Source organism: Haloterrigena salina JCM 13891, assembly GCF_000337495.1.
Classification (GTDB): domain Archaea; phylum Halobacteriota; class Halobacteria; order Halobacteriales; family Natrialbaceae; genus Haloterrigena; species Haloterrigena salina.
Genome location: NZ_AOIS01000037.1, coordinates 218,091 through 237,702 on the forward strand (window position 1 = coordinate 218,091; position 19,612 = coordinate 237,702).

General features: G+C 66.5%; 17 protein-coding genes and 1 pseudogene. 3 read left to right on the top strand and 15 right to left on the bottom strand.

Features of this window, described 5'->3' with window-relative positions:
* Positions 1-2 precede the first annotated feature (2 nt).
* Positions 3-2,243, top strand: a complete 2,241-nt coding sequence (locus C477_RS11670; RefSeq protein WP_008894693.1) for a dipeptide ABC transporter ATP-binding protein — start codon at positions 3-5, stop codon at positions 2,241-2,243.
* Between the two features lie 40 nt (positions 2,244-2,283).
* The gene (locus C477_RS11675) at positions 2,284-3,837 is read left to right on the top strand and encodes an ABC transporter substrate-binding protein (protein ID WP_049914514.1); all 1,554 of its coding nucleotides are present in this window, start codon (positions 2,284-2,286) and stop codon (positions 3,835-3,837) included.
* Between the two features lie 39 nt (positions 3,838-3,876).
* On the opposite strand, the pseudogene C477_RS11680 reads toward C477_RS11675, so the two are convergent.
* From C477_RS11680 to C477_RS11705, 6 genes and pseudogenes are all read right to left on the bottom strand, one after another.
* Positions 3,877-4,537, bottom strand: a pseudogene (locus C477_RS11680) (class I SAM-dependent methyltransferase).
* A complete protein-coding gene (locus tag C477_RS11685; protein ID WP_008894696.1) occupies positions 4,534-5,271 on the bottom strand; it encodes a creatininase family protein in 738 nt (245 codons plus the stop codon). Before C477_RS11685 ends, C477_RS11680 begins: the two are co-directional and overlap by 4 nt.
* A 138-nt stretch (positions 5,272-5,409) precedes the next feature.
* Complete coding sequence (locus C477_RS11690; RefSeq protein ID WP_008894697.1) at positions 5,410-6,414, bottom strand: zinc-binding dehydrogenase; 1,005 nt, start codon at positions 6,412-6,414, stop codon at positions 5,410-5,412.
* Positions 6,415-6,497: 83 nt separating this feature from the next.
* Positions 6,498-6,941 carry an SHOCT domain-containing protein gene (locus tag C477_RS11695; protein ID WP_008894698.1) on the bottom strand — a complete coding sequence of 148 codons (444 nt, stop codon included), beginning with the start codon at positions 6,939-6,941 and terminating at the stop codon, positions 6,498-6,500.
* Positions 6,942-7,084: 143 nt separating this feature from the next.
* Positions 7,085-8,215: a Gfo/Idh/MocA family protein gene (locus tag C477_RS11700; RefSeq protein WP_008894699.1), complete on the bottom strand. Its 1,131-nt coding sequence runs from the start codon at positions 8,213-8,215 to the stop codon at positions 7,085-7,087.
* A gap of 117 nt (positions 8,216-8,332) precedes the next feature.
* A complete protein-coding gene (locus tag C477_RS11705) occupies positions 8,333-10,897 on the bottom strand; it encodes a glycoside hydrolase family 3 protein (RefSeq protein ID WP_049914499.1) in 2,565 nt (854 codons plus the stop codon).
* 188 nt (positions 10,898-11,085) lie between these two features.
* Between C477_RS11705 and C477_RS11710 the strand changes: the two genes are divergently transcribed.
* On the top strand, positions 11,086-11,685 hold the full coding sequence (locus C477_RS11710) for a hypothetical protein (protein WP_008894701.1): 600 nt from the start codon (positions 11,086-11,088) through the stop codon (positions 11,683-11,685).
* 139 nt (positions 11,686-11,824) lie between these two features.
* On the opposite strand, the gene C477_RS25025 is transcribed toward C477_RS11710, so the two are convergent.
* The 9 genes from C477_RS25025 to C477_RS11755 form a co-directional block, all read right to left on the bottom strand.
* On the bottom strand, positions 11,825-12,175 hold the full coding sequence (locus tag C477_RS25025; RefSeq protein ID WP_008894702.1) for a DUF7521 family protein: 351 nt from the start codon (positions 12,173-12,175) through the stop codon (positions 11,825-11,827).
* A complete protein-coding gene (locus C477_RS11720) occupies positions 12,175-12,528 on the bottom strand; it encodes a winged helix-turn-helix domain-containing protein (RefSeq protein WP_008894703.1) in 354 nt (117 codons plus the stop codon). The genes C477_RS25025 and C477_RS11720 overlap by 1 nt, the downstream gene beginning before the upstream one ends.
* A gap of 121 nt (positions 12,529-12,649) precedes the next feature.
* Positions 12,650-13,153, bottom strand: coding sequence for a hypothetical protein (locus C477_RS11725; protein ID WP_008894704.1), 504 nt, complete (start codon positions 13,151-13,153; stop codon positions 12,650-12,652).
* Between the two features lie 267 nt (positions 13,154-13,420).
* On the bottom strand, positions 13,421-14,038 hold the full coding sequence (locus C477_RS11730) for a nitroreductase family protein (RefSeq protein ID WP_008894705.1): 618 nt from the start codon (positions 14,036-14,038) through the stop codon (positions 13,421-13,423).
* Between the two features lie 238 nt (positions 14,039-14,276).
* Complete coding sequence (locus C477_RS11735) at positions 14,277-15,353, bottom strand: methionine synthase (RefSeq protein ID WP_008894706.1); 1,077 nt, start codon at positions 15,351-15,353, stop codon at positions 14,277-14,279.
* The gene (locus tag C477_RS11740; protein ID WP_008894707.1) at positions 15,350-16,351 is read right to left on the bottom strand and encodes a hypothetical protein; all 1,002 of its coding nucleotides are present in this window, start codon (positions 16,349-16,351) and stop codon (positions 15,350-15,352) included. Before C477_RS11740 ends, C477_RS11735 begins: the two co-directional genes overlap by 4 nt.
* Before the next feature lie 185 nt (positions 16,352-16,536).
* The gene (locus C477_RS11745) at positions 16,537-17,118 is read right to left on the bottom strand and encodes a HemK2/MTQ2 family protein methyltransferase (RefSeq protein WP_008894708.1); all 582 of its coding nucleotides are present in this window, start codon (positions 17,116-17,118) and stop codon (positions 16,537-16,539) included.
* Positions 17,119-18,321: a mechanosensitive ion channel family protein gene (locus C477_RS11750; RefSeq protein ID WP_008894709.1), complete on the bottom strand. Its 1,203-nt coding sequence runs from the start codon at positions 18,319-18,321 to the stop codon at positions 17,119-17,121. It abuts the gene before it with no gap.
* Between the two features lie 102 nt (positions 18,322-18,423).
* Positions 18,424-19,281: a 16S ribosomal RNA methyltransferase A gene (locus C477_RS11755; RefSeq protein ID WP_008894710.1), complete on the bottom strand. Its 858-nt coding sequence runs from the start codon at positions 19,279-19,281 to the stop codon at positions 18,424-18,426.
* Positions 19,282-19,612: the final 331 nt, after the last annotated feature.

A 19,612-nucleotide genomic window follows, 5' to 3' on the forward strand; every position in this document is an offset into this window, starting at 1 on the left:
CCATGAACGCACTACTCGAGATCGACGACTTACACGTTCGGTTCCGTTCCCGGGCGGGATCGGAGCCCGTCCGTGCGGTCGACGGCGCATCGTTCCGGATCGAACCCGGCGAGATCGTCGGTCTCGTCGGCGAGAGCGGCTCCGGAAAGTCGGTCACCGCGAGATCGATCGTTCGGCTCGAGGAGCCGGGCGAGATCGTCGACGGGAACATCCGGTTCGACGGCCGGGAGCTGACGACCGCCGACGACCGGACGCTGCGGCGGCTCCGCGGCCGGGAGCTCGCGACGGTCTTTCAGGACCCCTCGACGTCGCTCAACCCGGTCTACACCGTCGGCGAACAGATCGCCGAGGCGCTACGCGTACGCAGCGATCCGGACCGGCAGCCGTTTTTCAGGGAACTGATACTCGGCGCGAGTTCGCGGCTCCGCTCGCGGGCGCTGCGATCGGACGTCCTCGACCTGATGGAAACGGTCGGCATCCCCCGACCGGCGGAGCGAATCGACGACTATCCGCACCAGTTCAGCGGCGGGATGCGCCAGCGAGTGATGCTCGCGATCGCGCTCGCTCGTCGCCCCTCCGTGCTGATCGCCGACGAGCCCACGACGGCGCTTGACACGACGACGCAGGCGGCGATCCTCGAGCGGCTCGCGGCGCTCAACGAGGAACGGGAGATGAGCGTGTTGCTCATCAGCCACGATCTGGACGTCGTCGCGGAGCTGTGCGATCGGCTCGTCGTCATGTACGACGGGACCGTCGTCGAACGAGGTCCGGTCGACGACCTGCGGTCGAACCCGGCCCACCCCTATACGAAGGCGCTGCTGGGCTGTCTCCCCCGTCGGTCGAAGCCGGGGACGCGACTGCCGACGATCGACGGCTCGCCGTCGGACGGCTCTCGCCCGCAGAACGGCTGCGCCTTCGCCGATCGCTGCTCGTTCGCGCGGGAGGACTGCTATTCGACCGCGCAGCCGACCGTTTCGGTGGGTGAGGACCACACGGTCGCCTGCGGCGTTCCGGACGCCCGCGAGTCGACGCTCGAGGGGGCGGCTGCGAACCCGAACCCAGAGCCGGAATCGACGTCAGAGGCGACGGGGACGGCGACGACCGCCGACACGGCGCTGGCCGTCGACGGCGGCGCGGACGCGCGGACGGGCGAGCGCGTTCGACGGGACGACGATCCGACGGCCGGGACGCCGATCGTCGAACTCGAGGCCGTCGAGAAGTCGTTCCGGGGATCGGACGCGCTGCTCGATCGACTCTTCGGAACCGACGAGCGCGTGCCGGCCGTTGACGGCGTCTCGCTCGCGTTGCGGCCGGGGGAGACCGTCGGCCTCGTCGGCGAGAGCGGCTGCGGCAAGTCGACGCTCGCGCGACTGATCGCGGGCCTCGAGGAGCCGACCGTCGGCGCGGTCAGGCTCCGCGGGACCGCCGTCGGCGGCGTCGACGCGCGGACCGACGACCAGCGCGCCGAGATCGGCGTCGTCTTCCAGCACCCCGGCACGAGCCTCGATCCGAAGCGGACGGTCGGGGAGTCGATCGCCGAGCCGCTGATCGAAGCCGGATGGGCCGCAACTCGGCGAGAGGACCGCGTCGCGGAACTCCTCTCGCTCGTCGATCTCCCGCTCGAGTACGCCGACCGGTTCCCGCGTCAGCTGTCGGGCGGCCAGCGCCAGCGGGTCGCGATCGCTCGCGCGCTCGCGCTGGAGCCGTCCGTCCTCGTCCTCGACGAGCCGACGGCGGCGCTCGACGTCTCGACGCAGGCGACGATCCTCAACCTGCTGGCCGATCTCCGTGACGAACTCGGGCTCGCGTGCCTGTTCGTCTCCCACGACCTGGACGTCGTTCGCCACGTCGCGGACCGCGTCGCGGTGATGTATCTCGGCCGACTCGTCGAGGTCGGCCGGACCGAACGGACGCTCTCGAACCCGACGCACCCGTACACGGCGACGTTACTGGCGTCGCTTCCGGGCGACCGGGACGATCCGGTTCCAACGGCGGTCGCGGATCGGGACGCGCTCGCGGGCGACCCGCCGAGCCCGACCGACCCGCCCGCCGGCTGTGCGTTCCATCCCCGCTGTCCCGTCGCCACCGAAGAGTGTCGTCGCCGCGAGCCGCCCCTCGAGTCCGTCGGCGACGGAACACTCGGGCCGCGCTCCCGGTGTCTGTACGCGCCGGAGTGGATCGAAGCGGGCGCAGATCCGCCGTCCGACGTCGATGCGTCCGATCCCGGACCCGACGACGAATAGCCCGACCGACCGACTTCCGTCCGCGAATCCCACCACCCACATGACACGCGACTCGCGATACGCCACGACCAGACGAACCGCGCTGAAGACGACCCTCGGAGCCGCGACCCTGTCCCTGACCGTCGCCGGCTGCCTCTCGAGCGACCCCGACGCGGCCGACTTTCGGATCGGGGCCCCGTGGAAACCGACTCGAGACCCCCTCGACGGGGGCACCCTGCTCCGACGACTGGGTATCACCGAGGCGCTCGTCAGCGTCGACTACGACGCGACGCCGGCGCCGGGCCTCGCGACCGACTGGGAACGGGTCGACGAGCGCCGGTGGCGGTTCGCCCTCCGAGAGGGCGTGACGTTCCACGACGGGACCTCGCTCGACGCGTCGGCGGCCGTCGAATCGCTTCGCCGAACCGCCGACGCAACGGCGTTTGCCGACGTTCCGATCGACGCGATCGAGGCCGAAGACGGGACCGTCGTCGTCGAGACCGAAACGCCGTTCGCCCCGCTGCCGGCCCACCTCTCTCGCGACGAGGCGGTCGTCCTCAGCCCGGACGCGATCGGCGACGACGGGTCGATCGAGGATCCCGTCGGCACCGGCCCGTTCGCCCTCGAGTCGTTTCGCTCCGGCGCCGAGATCCGAGCCGCCAGACACGACGAGTACCACGGTCGGGAGCCGTCGCTCGAGTCCGTCCGCTACGAGGTCGTCGAGGACGACCAGACACGCCGGATGAAACTCGAGAGCGGTGAACTCGAGATGGCCCGCATCCTCCCCCAGGAGACGGTCGACCCGCTCGAGTCCGACGGCGGTATCGCCGTCCACACCTACGAGGTGCCCCGAATCAGGTTCCTCACGTTCGACACGACGTCGGCGCCGTTCGACGACCGGCGCGTTCGACGGGCGGTCCACCGCGCGATCGACCGGGAGGCCATCGCCGAGTCGATTCTCGAGGGACTCGACGAGCCCGCGGTCGGCCCGTTTTCGTCGACGATCACCGACTGGGCGAATCCGGATGTCGACGCCGACGAGCACGCTGCCGATCCGGAACGCGCTCGCTCCCTGCTGTCGGACGCCGGCTGGACGACCGGCTCGAGCGACGTCCGCACCCGCGACGGCGAGGAACTGGCCGTCGAGTTCCTCACCTACGACGCCAGGAGCCTCCCGCTGATCGCGGAGGCGATGCAGGACCACCTGACCGCGGTCGGGATCGACGTCGACGTGACGACGGTGGAGTACAGTTCGATGGTCGACCGCGTCAGCCAGGGCTCGTTCGACGGCTACCTCACGTCGTGGGGGATCTTCCGGTACCCGGATCCGGATCGACTCACCCAGCTGTTTCACTCGACGGACGCGGCGCTCCACCACGGCTACGAGAACGACCGGGTCGACGACCTGCTCGAGGAGGCCCGGGAACTCACCGATCGGGACGCGCGACGGGAGCGCTATCACGAGGTCCAGTCGATCGTCCTCGAGGACGCGCCGATCGCGGTCCTGACGAACTTCACGAACGTCGTCGCCACCGCGGCCGGCGTCGACGGATACGAGCCGCACCCGACGGAATCGCGGTACGGACTCGAGTCGATCACGGTGGACGAAGACTAGCTCGGACCCCGACGCACGTCGCGGGTCCCGCTGCGACGGTTACTCGGGAACGTCGATGCCCACGACGTACAGTTCTTGCTCCGGGTCCTCGCCCCAGAGCGTCGCGTCCATCAGGGGTTCGCGTTCGATCCGTTCGAATCCGCGGTCCGCGAGAAAATCGACCAGCTCGCCGGGCGGCCGACCGCGGTACAGCGGCAGGTCGTCGTGGATCTCCCGATACTCGTCCCACGGCTCCGAGAAGTCCCAGTGGCCCTCGAGGAGGACGATCCGACCGCCGGGTCGGACGACCCGTCGCCACTCCCGAATCGCCCTCGAGGGGTTCGGCAACGTCCAGATNGTCGTAGGCGTCGTCGGGAACCGGGAGCGCCTCGGCGTCGCCGAGACCGAAGTCGATCGACAGCCCCGCCTCCCCGGCCTTCGCTCGGGCGCGCTCGAGCATCTCTGGCGTGAGATCGATGCCCGAGACGTCGTGGCCCAACTCGGCCAGCAGCAGCGAGATCGTCCCCGTCCCGCAGCCGAGGTCGAGCACGCGTCGGGGCGAGTCGCCGATCCACCGACGGAGCACTGCCAGCCACGCCTCGCGCTGCTCGTCGGCGCGGACGCCGGAGATCCCGTCGTCGTCGTACGAGTCGGCGCGGCCGTTCCAGTACCGCCGGACGACCTCCTTGACGTCCTCGTCGCCGTTCGTCGAGCGCGTCACGACTGGGCGCTCCCTCCCGGTTCTCTCCCCTCGTCTCCGTCGGCGGATCGCACCTGCTCGAGGAACGAGACGAGCGCGTCGACGGCCGTCTCGAACACCCGTTTTCCCTGTTCGGAGGAGGCCTCGGTCGCGTCGCCGACCGCACCGTTCTCGCTGAACTCGTCGGTGAACTGGTGGACGACCCCGCCGTCGACCGTATCCGCCCACGTCGCCGCGTCGCCGGCGACCGGGTCGCCGACATCGTCGGGACGCAGGTGGAGCAACACGGCCGTCTCGAGTTCGCCCGCGTGACCGACGTGCTCGTCGACGGCGCGCATCCACTCCCACAGGTACGCCTCGCAGTCGATCTCGTCCCCCGCGGTCACCTCGCGGGCGAGGTGGGAGAGCGTCTCGCCGTTGCCGCCGTGGCCGTTGACGAAGACGACCGTCTCGACGCTCGAGTCGGCGATCGACTCGACGACGTCGCGGACGTAGCGCCGGAACGTCTCCGCGGAGACGGAGCACGTCCCCGGAAAGTTGCCGTGGTAGGGGGCGATTCCGACCGGGATCGTCGGTCCGACGATCGACTCGGCGTCGCTCGCTCGGTCGGCCGCGTCGGCGATCGCTCGAGCGACGAACGTATCGGTTCCGACGGGGGCGTGCGGGCCGTGTTGTTCCGTGCTGCCGACGGGGAGCAGCGCGGTCGTCGGTGACGCCTCGTCCACGTCGGTCCAGGAACTCGTCTCGAGTCGCATGCTCGGTCGCTACTCGCGGTCGCGCATAAGAAATATCGATCTTCGGTCGGAGCCAGCAGGGCTCGAGCCGAGATCGAGATCGGGACCTGGGCCGGGACCGGTACCGGTGCCGGAACCGGAGCGACGGACCGTCGCTCGTTACTCGTTGACCAGCAGGAGCTTCCCGACGAAGTCACCGGACTCGGCGCGGCGGTGGGCCTCGGCGACGTCGTCGAACGAATAGCGCTCGTCGATGTGGGGTTCGACGGCGCCGTCGTCGACGAGATCGGCGATCTCTGCGAGCTCCTCCCCGATGCGCTCCTGTCGGTCACCGAGCAGCACTGGAAGGATGACCAGCACGACGCCGAGTTCCAGCGAGTTCTCGTGCATAGGTGCGAGGTCGACGTCCTGGGCCGCGCTCGACTCGGTGGTAACGACGGAACCGTAGGGTCGGACCGCCTCGAAGGCCGTCTCGAGGTGGTCGTCGCCGATCGGGTCGAAGACGACGTCGAACCCCATCCCGTCGGCGTGTTCCGCGACGTACTCCTCGACGCCCGTCTCCGTGTAGTCGACGGTCGCGTCGGCGCCGAGCCGTTCGGCGAGCTCGCGCTTTGCCTCGCTCGAGCCGGTCGCCGTGACCGCGGCGCCGAAGCGGTCGGCGAGCTGGACGCCGACGTGACCGACGCCGCCGCTGGCGCCGTAGACGATCACGTCGTCGCCGTCGTCGACGGTCGTCTTGTCGGCCAACATCTCCCAGGCCGTGAGCGCGACGACCGGGAGCGCGGCGGCGTCGGAAAGCGGCAGCGACTCGGGCGCGCGGGCGAACGTTCCCGCGTGGCCGACGACGTAGTCGGCCAGCGCGCCCTGTCGGCCGGCACCGCCGGGCATGCCGTAGACCTCGTCGCCGGTCTCGAAGGCGTCGACGTCCTCGCCGACCGCGTCGACGACGCCGGCGACGTCGCAGTGAAGCCGCGCCGGGAGCTCGGGCGCGAAGTCCGGGATCGCTCCCTGTCGGATCTTGTAGTCGACTGGGTTGACGCTGCTCGCGACGACCTCGACGCGGATCTCGTCCGGTCCGGGTTCGGGGACGTCGACGGTCGTTCGCTCGAAGGCGTCCGGTTCGCCGAACTCCTCGATCACGTAGGCGGTCATCTCCGAAGACATAGCGCTCGCCGATTGGGTCGTCCACCGGGAATACGCGACGCTTGCGGCAATCGAAAGCGGGTGTCTCAGCCGAGCGTCCCCGACTAACGTTCCCGTTCCCGTTCGCGTTCACGATCTCGAGCGTGCTCGAGCGGCTCGGTCTCGGTCGCAGCGTCGGCCGTCCCGGTTCCGATTGCGCCGTCCGGAATCTCGTCGACAGCCACGAGCCGCTCGAGTCGGCGCTCGAACTCCGCGTCGTCGATCTCCCCCGCCGCGTAGCGGCGTTTGAGTTCCTCGAGCGGGTCCGATTCGGCGTCGGGGTCGCCGGTACGCGTCGCGTCCGTCGACTCGTCGGTCTCGAGCAACAGCGCGACCTCCTCGCCCCAGAACAGCAGGATCGGCGTCAGCACGAACCAGCCGACGATCGTGATCACGCCCGCGAGCGCCTCGAGGCCGGCGAGTCCGGCGAGACTCGTCAGCGCGAGCGTCAGGATCGCCACGAACAGCCATCCCTCGTCGGCGATGGCGTCTCTGATCCTCTCGTCCATCCCTCCCTCGTTGTTTTCAACGGAGCTACAAAAAATCCCTCGGCGCTGGGCGGCGGTCGATCGGAGAACTGGGTGGACTGCAATTCTGCGGTGGCGCGCGCTGTCGATTCGACCGAACTCCTCCCGAACGCGGTGAGATCGCTCTACTCGAGTCCGATCCATTCGCCGCGCTCATCGCTCTCCTCGATCGCGGCGAGGACGCGCTGGGCCTCGAGGCCGGCGTCGAAACTCGGCTCGAACTCCCCGCCGCTCTCGACGGCGCTCAGGAACTCGTAGTTCTCGTGGACGAACGTGTGCTCCCAGCCCAGCACGTGGCCCGGCGGCCACCAGTGGTCGACGTAGGGATCGTCCTCGTCGGTCACCAGGATCGTCTCGTAGCCGCGATTCTCGTCTCGGCGCAGCAGTTCGAGTTCGTTCAGGCGCTCGAGGGAGAACTTCAAGCTCCCCTCGGAGCCGTGGATCTCGATCGCGTGGTCGTTCTTGTGCCCGGTCGCGAACCGGGAGGCCTCGAGGGTGCCCATCGCGCCGTTTTCGAACTCGAGTTGCGCGGAGTAGGCGTCGTCGACGGTGACGGGTCGCGTCTCACCGTCCTCGCCCTCCACGGGACGTTCGTCCACGAACGTCCGCAGGTGACCGCTGAGCCGGTCGATATTGCCCGCGAGGTCGTCGTCGCCGACTAGGAACCGAAGCAGGTCGACCGTGTGCGCACCGAGGTCGCCCAGCGCGCCCGAGCCAGCCAGCTCCTCGTCGTTGCGCCACGACCACGGCGCTTCGGGGTCGACCAGCCAGTCCTGGAGGTAGCGCCCGCGGACGTGGCGGATCTCGCCGAGTTCGCCGTCCTCGAGCAACCGCTTCGCGTACTGGATCGCGGGGACGAACCGGTAGTTGAAGGCGCAGCCGGCGGGCACGTCGTCGCCGGCCTCGCGGGCCGCGTCGGCCATCTCTCGGGCGTCCTCGAGCGTCGGGGCGAGAGGCTTCTCGCAGAAGACCGGCGTGCCGGCCTCGAGTGCCGCGATCGAGGGCTCGGCGTGGACGTGGTTCGGACCGAGGTTGTAGAAGGCGTCTACCTCCTCGACGACCTCAGTCCAGTCCGTCGATACCGAGTCGAACCCGAGTCGATCGGCCGCGTCCTCGAGCGCGTCCTCGTCCCGGCCGACGAGTACGCTGCGCTCGACGTCGGGCGCCTCAGGGAAGAACATCGGCAGCCGCGCCATCGCGTTCGCGTGTGCTTTACCCATGAATCGATAGCCGAGAACGCCGATCTCGAGGGACATGGACGCCCGTTCACCGAGCCGACAGTTAGTTGTTGTCGAAGCTGGTGCCGGAGTCGCGTCCACCCGCCCGCGACGGCCACAGCCGCGACGGTCACCGTCGCGGTGGGCCCCGTCACGTCACCGTCGCCGTCTTCGGTGTTTGAGCCGCCGGTGGAGCGCCATCACGTCCTCGAAGTCCTCGTCGCCGTCGCCGTCGATGTCGTAGCGGCCCGGCGTCGGCTCGGGGTCGGTGATGGAGGCCGTCTTCCCGACGGTCAACGTCGCCGTCTCGCCGCCGTCCTCGTCGTCCGCGTTCACGCCCCAGTCGGTGCCGACCCAGAGTTCGTACTCACCGGCCTCGACGACCCGTGGCCCCCAGCCGGGGACGTCACCGGGGACGACCTCGAGCGTCGAGAGGTCGAGGTCGACGGCGACGGTCTCGCACTCGCCCGGCTCGAGGGCGACCCGTTCGAATCCCATCAGGCGACGGTGGGGCTGGAGCACGGAGCCGTAGGACTCGGTGTTGTAGACCTCGACGACGTGCTCGCCGGCCGTTTCGCCGGCGTTCTCGACGGTGACGTGGGCCGTCACGGTCGGCGTCGACGCGGGGTTTTTCACCGAAGCGGTCGACAGCGACAGGTCCGCGTACTCCCAGTCGGTGTAGGAGAGACCGTGGCCGAACTCGAACTGGACCATTTGATCGCCCGCCCCGTCGGGGTGACGCGGCGGATACTCGTCGTAGATCTGGGGGACGTGTCCAACGTGGGACTCCCACGTGAACGGGAGCTTCCCCGAGGGGTTGTAGTCGCCGAAGAGCGTGTCGGCGATCGCGACGCCGGTATCGCTTCCCGGCTGGCCGGCGAAGAGCACGGCATCGAGGTGTTGGAACGTCTCCGCCGTGCCGCGCGGGCTCCCGGCGAGGATCACGCCGACGAGCGGGACGTCGTCGCCCGTCTCGCTATCGACGAGTTCGACGAGTTCCCGCTGGGCCTCGAGGAACCGCATCTTGTCCCGATCGCCGAAGCCCTCGTTGTGCGTTCCCTCGCCGAGGACGACGACGACGGCGTCGGAGCCCGGTGCGGCCTCACTGATCGCCGCCGCCTGCTCGTCGGTGACGTCGAAGAAGCCGTTGTCGAAGTTCTCGTAGAGGCTCTCGTAGGCGGCCGGCTCGTACTCCGTCGGCACGTGCGTGAGTCCGTCGCCGAGCCGGGCATCCAGTTCGCCCTCGATCGTGTTCTGGCGCGGCCGCGGGCCGTCCGGGGTCAGCTCGCCGTCCTCGATCCCCTGCCAGCCGAGCGTCCAGCCGCCGTGTTGCATCAGGAACCGGTTTTCCATCCCCTCGTGGACGCCGGGGCCGGTCAGCAGGAGGTCGTCGACGCCCTCGAGCGGGAGCGCGTCGTCCTCGTTTTGCAGCAGGACGAGCGACTCCTTAGCGAGTCGCTCGGAGACGTCGGCGGCGCCGCCGACGATGTCGCCGATCTCGTCCTCCGGCGCGAGGGGATCCTCGAACAGCCCGATATCGGCCTTGAGATCGAGGATGCGACGGACCGACTCGTCGATGCGCTGCTCGGCGAGCTCGCCGCTCTCGACGAGGTCGATCACGGTGTCGATGAACTCGGTCGGCGCCGTCTCGCCGCCGCACATGTGCATGTCGATGCCGGCCTCGATGCCCTGTCGGACCGACTCGCGCCAGCCCGCGTCGGTGTCGGGCAGGTACTCGTGGTTCGAGAGCATCCGCTCGAAGTCGTCCCAGTCGGTCAGCACCACGCCGTCGAAGCCGAACCGGCCTCGCAGTACCGTCGTCAGCAGCCACGGCGAAGCGTGGGCCGGCTTCCCGTTGACCGCGCCGCTGTTGACCATCACCGTCTTTGCCTCCTCGAGACCGCGCCGATAGGGCTCGAACTGGCGGGTCCGCAGGTCCCGCATCGAGGTCCGAGCGTGCGTCCGGTCGGAACCGGTATTCGGGGTGCCGTAGCCGGCGAAGTGCTTGACCGTCCCCGCGACCCGGCCGTTGGCTTGGAAGCCCCGGGCCCGCGCCTTCCCCATCTCGCCGAGCAACATTGCGTCCTCGCTGTGACCCTCGAAGTAGCGACCCCAGCGCATGTCACGCAGGACGTCCAGCGTCGGCCCGAAGGTCCAGTGGCCGCCGATCGCCGCGACGGAGTCGCCCGTATGGGTCGCTGCCGCCTCGACGAGGTCGACGTCGCGCGTCGCGCCCATGTTGAGTCGCTGCGGAAAGCTCGTACACCCCTCGAGCAGGCAGTTCCCGTGGAGGGCGTCACAGCCCCAGACGAACGGGATCGAGGGCTCGTTGACCTCGAGGTTGTACTCCTGGAGGCCGTTGAGCCCCTCGACGAACTCCTCGCCGTCGTACGTCGGCCCCGTGGCGCCGCCGTTGAGGATCGATCCGACGTGGAGATCGGCGAACAGTTCGCCGAGCGTGTCCGCGTCGTCGTGATCGTTGAACGCGGTGTCGGGGCCGAACCCCTCGCCGAGGTCGTCGATCGCGACCTGCGTCATCTGGCCGACCTTCTGCTCTATGGTCATCGCCTCGATCAGGTCCTTGATGCGCTTCGATCGCGTCCCGTCGCCGGCCGCCGCACCGGTAGCTCCGAGTCCGGCCGCGGCCGTCGCTGCACCGGTCGCCTTCATGAACGTTCGGCGCGATTCGTCGACTCCATCACCATTGTTATCAGCTGTCATACAGCCTATTCATATTACTCTATCTTGTATAAATATTTCCTAGCTACACGCGAGGTAGCAGGTGGCTATGTCGCACGCGACTGCGGGTAGCGATCGGGTAGCGCTCGTGTGCGGAGGTGTACGCCGTACACGCCGATTCTCAGCGGTACCGTTTCCCTCGCTCGGACCGTACGCTCACTGAGGGATCGATGAACAACACAGTCCGATTCGACGACGCGAAGCGCATTCGACTGTCGGACGTCGTCGTGGAAACGCGACCGCCCGACGGGCTCGAATTCGCGGTTGAGGGCCATCTGAGAGTGTCCGAGGCGCTACTCGGCGAGTTCGCGGGAACGACGTTGAACCCGGTGCGCGTGACCGTGTCGGTCGGCGACGCGGATTCCATCGCGCTCGATCTGACCGGACCGGCGACTCTTCGACTCGAGACCGTCGACGTCGGCGTCGCGACGCCGGACCGGGAGGACCTCGCGGACGGAATCGACGCGCTTCGGTCGTCCGCGAACGACGGTCCCGGGTCGGTCGACTCGCACCCCGATGTGCTCTCGTTCACCGTCGAGGGAGAGATCCGGGACGTGCCGTCGGAGACGATCGCGGCACTTTCGGCGGACGTATCGAGCCTCGAGTCAGTGACGTTCGCCGCCGACGAGTCGGTCCGGAGCGACGGCGGCGACGGCGGCGGTGACGACGTAATTCTCGAACTGTCCCTGCTCGGCTACGGGATCGTCGTTCGCCGGGACGGTTCGATCGTCGTAGTACCGGAAAGTCGGGGTAGTCTCGATCCACTCTGATACCGGTGAGATCGACCGATTCGACTGCGAGTCCGAGTCCGCCCATCGGTCGCTCTAGCAGTAGTTGGTAGCACGATTTCTTTATTCAGTCTGCACTCCGGAACTGAAACGGGGCGATTCGTTAAGTACGAACGCGAATCTACTGATTCCGGGATTGGCCGGGGACTATGAGTAAGGAATAGAGCAGGACACAGAGACCGATAATCTCGCTGATTCTACTAATCAGCGGGAGAGAGAACGTATAGACGTGCGGTCGGAACCCGATCTCCTGACCGAGTGAGTTCACGGTGATTGACAGAACCATCGGGACGACGGTGACGAGGCAAAGTCCACTTGCAAGATACAACATTCGGACACTGTTGTTCCGCCGGTATCCCCGATAGGCGTGAAAGACAATAAACAGCGCCAGTCCGGTCGCGATAAGCGTCGCCGAGAACAGTAGAAGAAACTGGGACTGGGACTGTACACCAGTACTCTGTATCGCGGTCATCAGAGGCCCTCCCACATCTCAGTGAAGCGATCAGCGAGGTTTCCAGTTGCTCTCTCGGAGACCGTTACCTCAAACCCGTCATCGGTGAGTGTAACGGTGAGTTCGTCCAATCGAGTTTCATACATACTGTAGTGATTCCCATCGGGCTGTGGAATGCGTCGTTCCGAAAGGAGCCCACAGTCAACGAGACGCTCTACACGGCGATACACCGTGGAAATCGAGATGTCGCAGGCCTCGCTAAGGTCTTTCGCGGACATCGGAGTATTTCTCGTCCGTCGAAGGATCTCCTGAGCGTAGCTGTCGTCGAGGAGAGCAAGTATCTCATCGCTGTCTGGTTCATCGGTCACGAGCATCCTCTCCTGTCCGAATCGTCGTCGTTCGCGACGAGCGTTCAAATCGGGAATCTCCGGTGTCGCGGATCGACTCATATCGAGAACTCCAGGCACAGATCATTCATGCACCGTCGTACTGTGTTCACGAATGTTGGTAGACTCGCATGAATATCGCGGCGGTTCCATATTGGACGGCTACGGTCACGAGAAACGCAATTTCACCGTCGTATTGAACCGAGACAGAGGAACGGGCGAGCTGGTAGGTTCCGATGAAAATCCCCATCGTGATGAGAGCCGCTGAGACAGTCCAGACGACGGCAGCGCCACCGGTGTACGTGATTGGCCAGTACTGCTCGTAAGCGTACGGGATGAACACCGCGATAGCGAGTAAGAGTCCACCGGTTTCTGATACTGAAAGCTCAATTCTATACAAGGCGAGGAGGGCGAGAAGGGCCATAAGGACAGAGACGGCACTGACCGTGAAGCTCTCTGTGAGGTCTTCTTTGAGGCGGATACCGATCGACGCGCCGTTGGACATACTCACACCTATACAGGTGTATAAAAAGACACTTCTGTGAATTTGCTGAGTCAGCGAATTCTCCTCGAACTCTAAGTGTAGGCTGGGAAGCGCATCGTCTGTACTCACTGTAAGTTTCGAAGGTAACTCTGAATAAAAACCGTATTACCAACTACTGCTAGAGACCTTCCGAGGATCGTCGAGCACGGGCACTACAGGGATGGTTCGCTCTATTCGTCCCGATCGATCGTCTCGGTTCGTTCCGTGTAGCGGAGATGAACGGCTTGAGCGCAAGCGCTGCGCTGGTGCTCGCGACTCAGACGAGATTATCGACGCCGGGTGTCACGTTCGGAGCCGACTCCGCGGGAACGGGGGCCGAGTGAACGATCGGATCGACTACTCGAAGCCGCCGCGGTGGACGATTTCCTCGAGAGGCTTCCGGTCGCTGGGCTGTTCGCGGTCCTGCAGTTCTTCGGGGAGCGTCTCGGGCGGGGCGCGCTCGCCGATCGCGACCATCGCCTCGACCGCGTACTCCTCGGGGACGTCCAATTCTTCGGCCGCGCGCTCGTAGTCGAAGCCGGCCATTCCGTGGACGGCCAACCCTCGGCGCGCGCCCTCGAGCGCGAGGTTCTCCCAGGCCGCGCCGGTGTCGAAGGAGTGGACCGGCGCCGGTTCGCCGTTGTGGTCGAACGTCGTCTTCGAGACGATGACCGCGAGCACGGCGGCGTCGCTCGCCCACGCGCGATTGTTCTCGGAGAGTAGATCGAGGAAGGCGTCCCACTCCTCGTCCTCGCGGTCGGCGACGAGGAACCGCCAGTGCTGGTTGTTGAAGGCGGAGGGCGCCCAGCGGGCAGCTTCGAACAGGGGCAGGTACTCCTCCTCGTCGAGTGGGTCGCCGGTCATCGCGCGCGGCGACCAGCGGTTGACGAACAGCGGATCGATATCGTGATCGGGATCGCGGTGTTCGGCAACTTCGTCACGCAGTTCGCGTCGGCTCTCGAGCGTATCTTGCATCGACGGTTTATTCGAACCGCCCCTATGTATATATTATCGGACACGAGGGTCACCAGGTAACACTCGTGTCGTGCTAGTGTCCGTTGGTTCAACAATTCTCTGGAGAGAAATTTGTGTGTGAAGTTCACCCACGAAGAATGGTCACATGCAGCTCTCGAAGCTGGAACGGAGCGAAGAAAGTCGTGAGCGAAACCGCCGGCGGAAAACGAATCGCCGACGACTCACCGTGGAATCCGCGTCAGTCGTCGGCGGGCGTCGGCGTGCCGCGCTCGATGTCGATATTGCCCTCGTCTAAGTCCGCTTCAACGTTGCGGGCGGCCTTCACCATGTTCTCCATCTTGCCGTAGGCGACCTCGCGGGGCAGCAGCTTCACGCCGCAGTCCGGCGAGACGACGAGTTGCTCCGGCGGGACGACCTCGAGGCCCTTCTTGATGTTCTCCTCGATCTGCTCGACCGATTCGACCTCGGCGACGTGGACGTCGGTGACGCCGAGCGCGAGGTCGGCGGTGAACTCGGGGTCCTTGAAGACGTCGAGCTGTTCGTAGTCGCCGTTGGCGAGCTCGAGGTCGAACTCGTCGACGGGGAACTCGAGGATCTCGGGGTAGATGCGGGAGTAGTCGCCGTAACAGACGTGCAGTCCGATACGGACGTCGTCGTCGATGTCGGCGACGATGTGCTCTAGGGCCTCGCCGACGATCGCGTGGTCGTCCGGCGTGGTCGCGAGCGCGGGCTCGTCGATCTGGATGTAGCGGGCGCCGGCGTCGACGAGCTTCTCGATCTCCTCGTTGACGAGGTCCGCGAGGGCGTAGGCGAGTTCCGCGTCGTCCTCGTAGGCCTCGTTGAACGCCCAGCTCGCGAGCGTGTACGGGCCCGTGATCGGGACCTTCACGGGGCGATCGGTGGCGCTGGCGGTAAATTTGTACTCGTCGACGAGCCAGCTCTCGTCGTACTCGACCTCGCTGACGACGCTCGGCTTGTCGAAGTAGTTGTGACCCCAGACCTTGACGGGACCGTTGAACTCGTAGCCCTCGATCCGGTGGGCGAAGAACTCGACCATCTCGTTGCGCCGCATCTCGCCGTCGACGACGACGTCGAGCCCCGCGCGCTCGTGTTCGTTCGTGATGAGGCGGGCGGCGTCGTCCTTGGCCTCCTGATAGTCGTCCTCGTCGAAGCCGTGATCCTCGTCCTGGTAGAGCTCCTTCGCGCGGTTGAGCCACTTGGGCTTCGGGTAGGAGCCGACGACGGTCGTCAGCAGGAAGTTGTCGTTCGCGTGGTCCTCGGGTCGGAACTGATCCTTGTTCTCGTTTGCGCTCATGCGGCGGTCACCTCCGCGAGATCCGCGGCCTCGGCAAGGACGGCGAGTTTCTCCTGGTACTTGCTGTAGGGCAGGTAGAACGTCTCCGTGTTCGTCGTCAGGTACACCGTCTCGAACTCGGTGACGCCGAGTTGGCCCTCGACCCACTCGGTCCGGTCGCGGATCGCTTCGGGGTCCTCGACGAGCGTGTTCTGGCCGTCGGCGAGACCGAGCGCGACGTCGTCCGTGGCGCCGTACTCCTGGATGTTGTAGAGGTTGTCGTCCTGGTTCGCCACGAAGTCGAAGCCGACTGCGTCGATATCAGCGTCGAGCAGGTGCGCGTAGACCTTCTCCTCGAGTGCGCCCCAGTAGGGCTGGACGACGACGTCGGCGTCGGTCGCGCTGGCGACCTGATCGATCGCCTCGCTCGCGCGTTCGTCCTGCCCGTCCTCGGGAACGTTCTCGACCAGCGACGGCTCGAGCAGGAACAGCGTCTCGATCTCGGGGAAGGCGTCGACCTCGCCCTCGAGGAAGTCGGCGATGGCGCCGAGGAACTCGGCCTCGTCACCGTACTGTTCGTCGGTGGCGAGATCGGAAAGCGAGTACGGACCGGGGAGGACGGCCTGCAGGTCGCCGTCGGTCAGTTCGGCCGTCGCCTCGAGTTCGTTCGCGACGTCGCCGGAAAAGCCGAGGTCGTCCTGGACGACCGGCTCTCGGTAGAAGTTATTGTTGTCGTAGTAGCGGACGATCCCGCGGGTCTCGACGGCGTCGTGGACGGCCAGCGGGTGGGCGAGCATGTCGTCCCAGCGCAGTTGGCCTTCAACGATGCGGTCGAGGCCGGCCTCCTCCTGGACGCCGATCACTTCCTCGCGGGCCTCCTCGTAGGCCGCGGTGATCTCCTCGCCCTCGTCGCCGCTGATGAGGTCGTGTTTCTGGTGGCCCTTCAGGTCCGAGAGGTCGTCTTTCGCCCAGTCCGGGAGCGGATAGAGCCCCGGCGTGGTCGAAACGTACTCAGTCATCGTAGGAACGGCTAGGCTATACCGACGCTTAATATTTTCCATCCTTGCTAATACACTGGAGTAATTCTTTCGGGTTTTCACCGCGATCCTCGATTCTTCTCGCGAACCGTGCGAATGGCTCTCGCAGGATTTCTCCGGACATCGCGCCGAGAATCAATCGCTTCCGAGACGCGACCGACTCGCGCTCAGCGGAACAACTCGAGGACCGTCAGCGTCTCGAAGGGGAACGACTCGTCGGCGACGGCGGCGGCGCTGAAGCCGTGCTCGCCGGCCTCTTCGACCACATCGTCGACCCCCGTGAGGCTGCTGACCAGCAGGTAGACGCTGCCGTCGGGCGCGAGCACGCGGCCGACCTCCGCGAGGAAGGGATCGATGACCGCGCGGCCGTCCTCGCCGCCCGAGAGAGCCTGTTCCATCCAGTCGTCCCACTCGTTGTCGGGATCGGTCGGCAGGTACGGCGGGTTGAAGACGACCGCGTCGAGGGCGCCGTCGGCGAAGGGAGCGACCAGATCGGCCCGAACCGCCTCGAGGCCCGCCTCGCGGGCCTGCCGAACCGCGTGGGGGTTCAGATCCGCGGCGATCACGCGGGCGGGCGTCTCGTCGTCGATTCGGCCCGCGACGTAGCCCGAGCCGGTGCCGACCTCGAGGACAAGTGAGCCCTCGTCGGCGTCGGCGAGGTCGTCGCAGGCCGCGTCCGCGAGGAGGTGCGAGTCCTCTGCGGGCTGGTAGACGTCCGTTTCCACGTCGCGTTGATCCTCGAGTCCCATTTAATCGTCCTCCGTCGGCGGCATCCGTTTCGGTTCCCGCTCCGTGCCGTCGCCGTCGCGTGCGTCCGTTTCGTCACCGTCGCCCGCCTGTCCGGGATCGCTCGCTCGAGTTTCGCCGTCGTTGATCCGGAAGCCGTTCGTTTCGGCCCGGCCGGACAGTTCGCGCTGCGGGTACGGGATCTTGATCTCCTCGTCCTCGAAGGCCGTCTTGACCTCGTTGATCGCGGTCGTGCGGGCCTGCCAGCGGCGTCTGGCGGAGGGGTTGTCGATCCAGAACCGCACGCCGAGGACGACCGCCGAATCGCCGAAGGACTTGCTGACGACCTGGGGTGACGGCGCCGTCAGCGATCGGTCGAGGTTCTCGACCGTCGTCCTGGCGATCTCGGCGGCCCGCTCGACGTCGCTCGCGTAGTCGACGCCGACGTCGATCTCGATGCGCAGCCGACCGCGCCGCGAGCGGTTCGTGACCGCGCTCGAGGAGATTACGTCGTTGGGGATCATGATGTACTCGCCGTCGAACGACTGGATGCGGGTGTTGACGATCGAGATGTCGGTGACGATCCCCTCGTGGTCCTCGACCTCGACCCAGTCGCCGATCTCGAAGGGCCGATCGAACATCAGGACGAAGCCCGCGAGGACGGTGCCGAGCGTCTGGCGGGCAGCCATACCGACGACGATACCGAGGAACCCGGCCCCGACCAGCAGGCCGCCGAGGTCGTCGACCCAGATGCCGAGGATGACGACCAGCGACACCGACCAGATGATCACTTGCGAGATCCGGTGGGTGACCTCGCGCTGGTGGTCCGTGACCGCCGACGCCGAACTCAGCACCTCCGCGATAACTCGCTTGACGAACCGCCTGACGATCAGCGTCCCGATAACGAGAATGAACGTGACCGCCGCTCGGACGAAGATCGTCTCGTCGAGCCCCAGTCCTTCGGAGTAGAGCGTGTAGGCGTCGCCGGTGAGGTTCCACACCTCGAGGACGACGCTGAGGGTGATCACGCAGGTCGCGATGAGGACGGCCGTCGACGCGATGTCGGCGTACAGCGGCTTGGTCCGTTCGCAGAGCCAGTCCTGGAGCCGTCGATAGGACAGCATCACGGCCAGCAGCGCGGCGACCACCGCGATCGTCGCCGCGATCTGGAACTCGGTCCCGAACGCGTCCGACAACCGATTGAAAACGGTCAGTGGCACGGACATGGGATCACGCGTCTCTCGAGCGACTGGTTCGCGCAGGCTTGAGTATCCGTCGGTCGAGCGCGATCGGAACCGTGGCGAGCCGCTTTCCTCCCCCTGCAGCGTTCACTGCGCTCGGGCCTCGTTCGGCTCGCCCACCTCGGCCGCGAGTTCGGCCAGCGCCGCGAACTCCGCGGGCGCCATCGCGTCGGCCCGCTTCCGGAGGAGCTCCTCGCCGACCGCCTCGACGACCGCCTCGGGGGCCTCGAGGCCGGTGATATGGGCCGTGTTGCGGATCGCGTTCCGGATCGTCTTCCGCCGCTGAGTGAACAGCGCCTTCACGAACCGCAGGAAAAAGGCCTCGTCGCCGACCTCGTAGTCGGGGTCGCGAGGCTCGAGTCTGACGACCGCGCTCTCGACGGCCGGCGGCGGCGAGAACGCCTCCTTGGGGATCGTTTCGACGATTTCGGGCGCCGCGTAGTGTTGAGTCGACACCGAGAGCCGGCCGTACTCGGAGGTGCCGGGTTCGGCAACCATCCGCTCGGCGAACTCTCGCTGGAACATGAGAACGAGGGGACGCCCTTCGGGGAGTAAGCGGAAGGAAATCTCGCTCGAGACGCCGTAGGGGAGATTGGAAAGCGAGGCCGTGAACTCGGGCAGGTCGACCTCGAGGGCGTCGCCCTCGATCACGGTCAGGTCGCCGGCCGCGATCTCGTCGGCGAACTCCTCTCGCAGGAACGCGGCGAGTTCCCGGTCGCGCTCGACGACAGTGACTTCGTCGTCCCCGTCGCCCATCGCCAGCAGTCGGTCCGTCAGCGCGCCCGTCCCGCCGCCGATCTCGAGGACGTGACTCGTGTCGGCGTCGATCTCCTCGAGATAGGTCGGCAGTCGGTCCAGCACCCGGTCGTCGACCAGAAAGTGCTGGTCCCGGTCGGGATCGCCGCGGACGCCCGCCCGCGCGATCAGTCCGTCTGGGTCTCTCATTGCCAGTGGTTGCGCGGGGACGGGTGTAAACGCACCGTCTCGCGGTCGATGTACTCGCACCGATTCACGTCCGAAGCCCCCGCGAGTGGATTCTTGGAAGTGTGCTGTGGCGCACGCTGTCGATCGTGTCTGAACAACGTGAAGACCAATCGACGATATCGTGCGAGGGATGAGTGAGTGAACGAAGTGAACGAACGAATCGGCTGGGGAGGGTGTGGCAATTCATCGTTGCCACGATAGCAGGACGCCTCGTTCCGTTTCACTTCCCTCCGAACGGGCCGTTCAGGTCGGTTGCATAGTAGACTCGAGAAGAAGTACGTCGAAAGCAGTG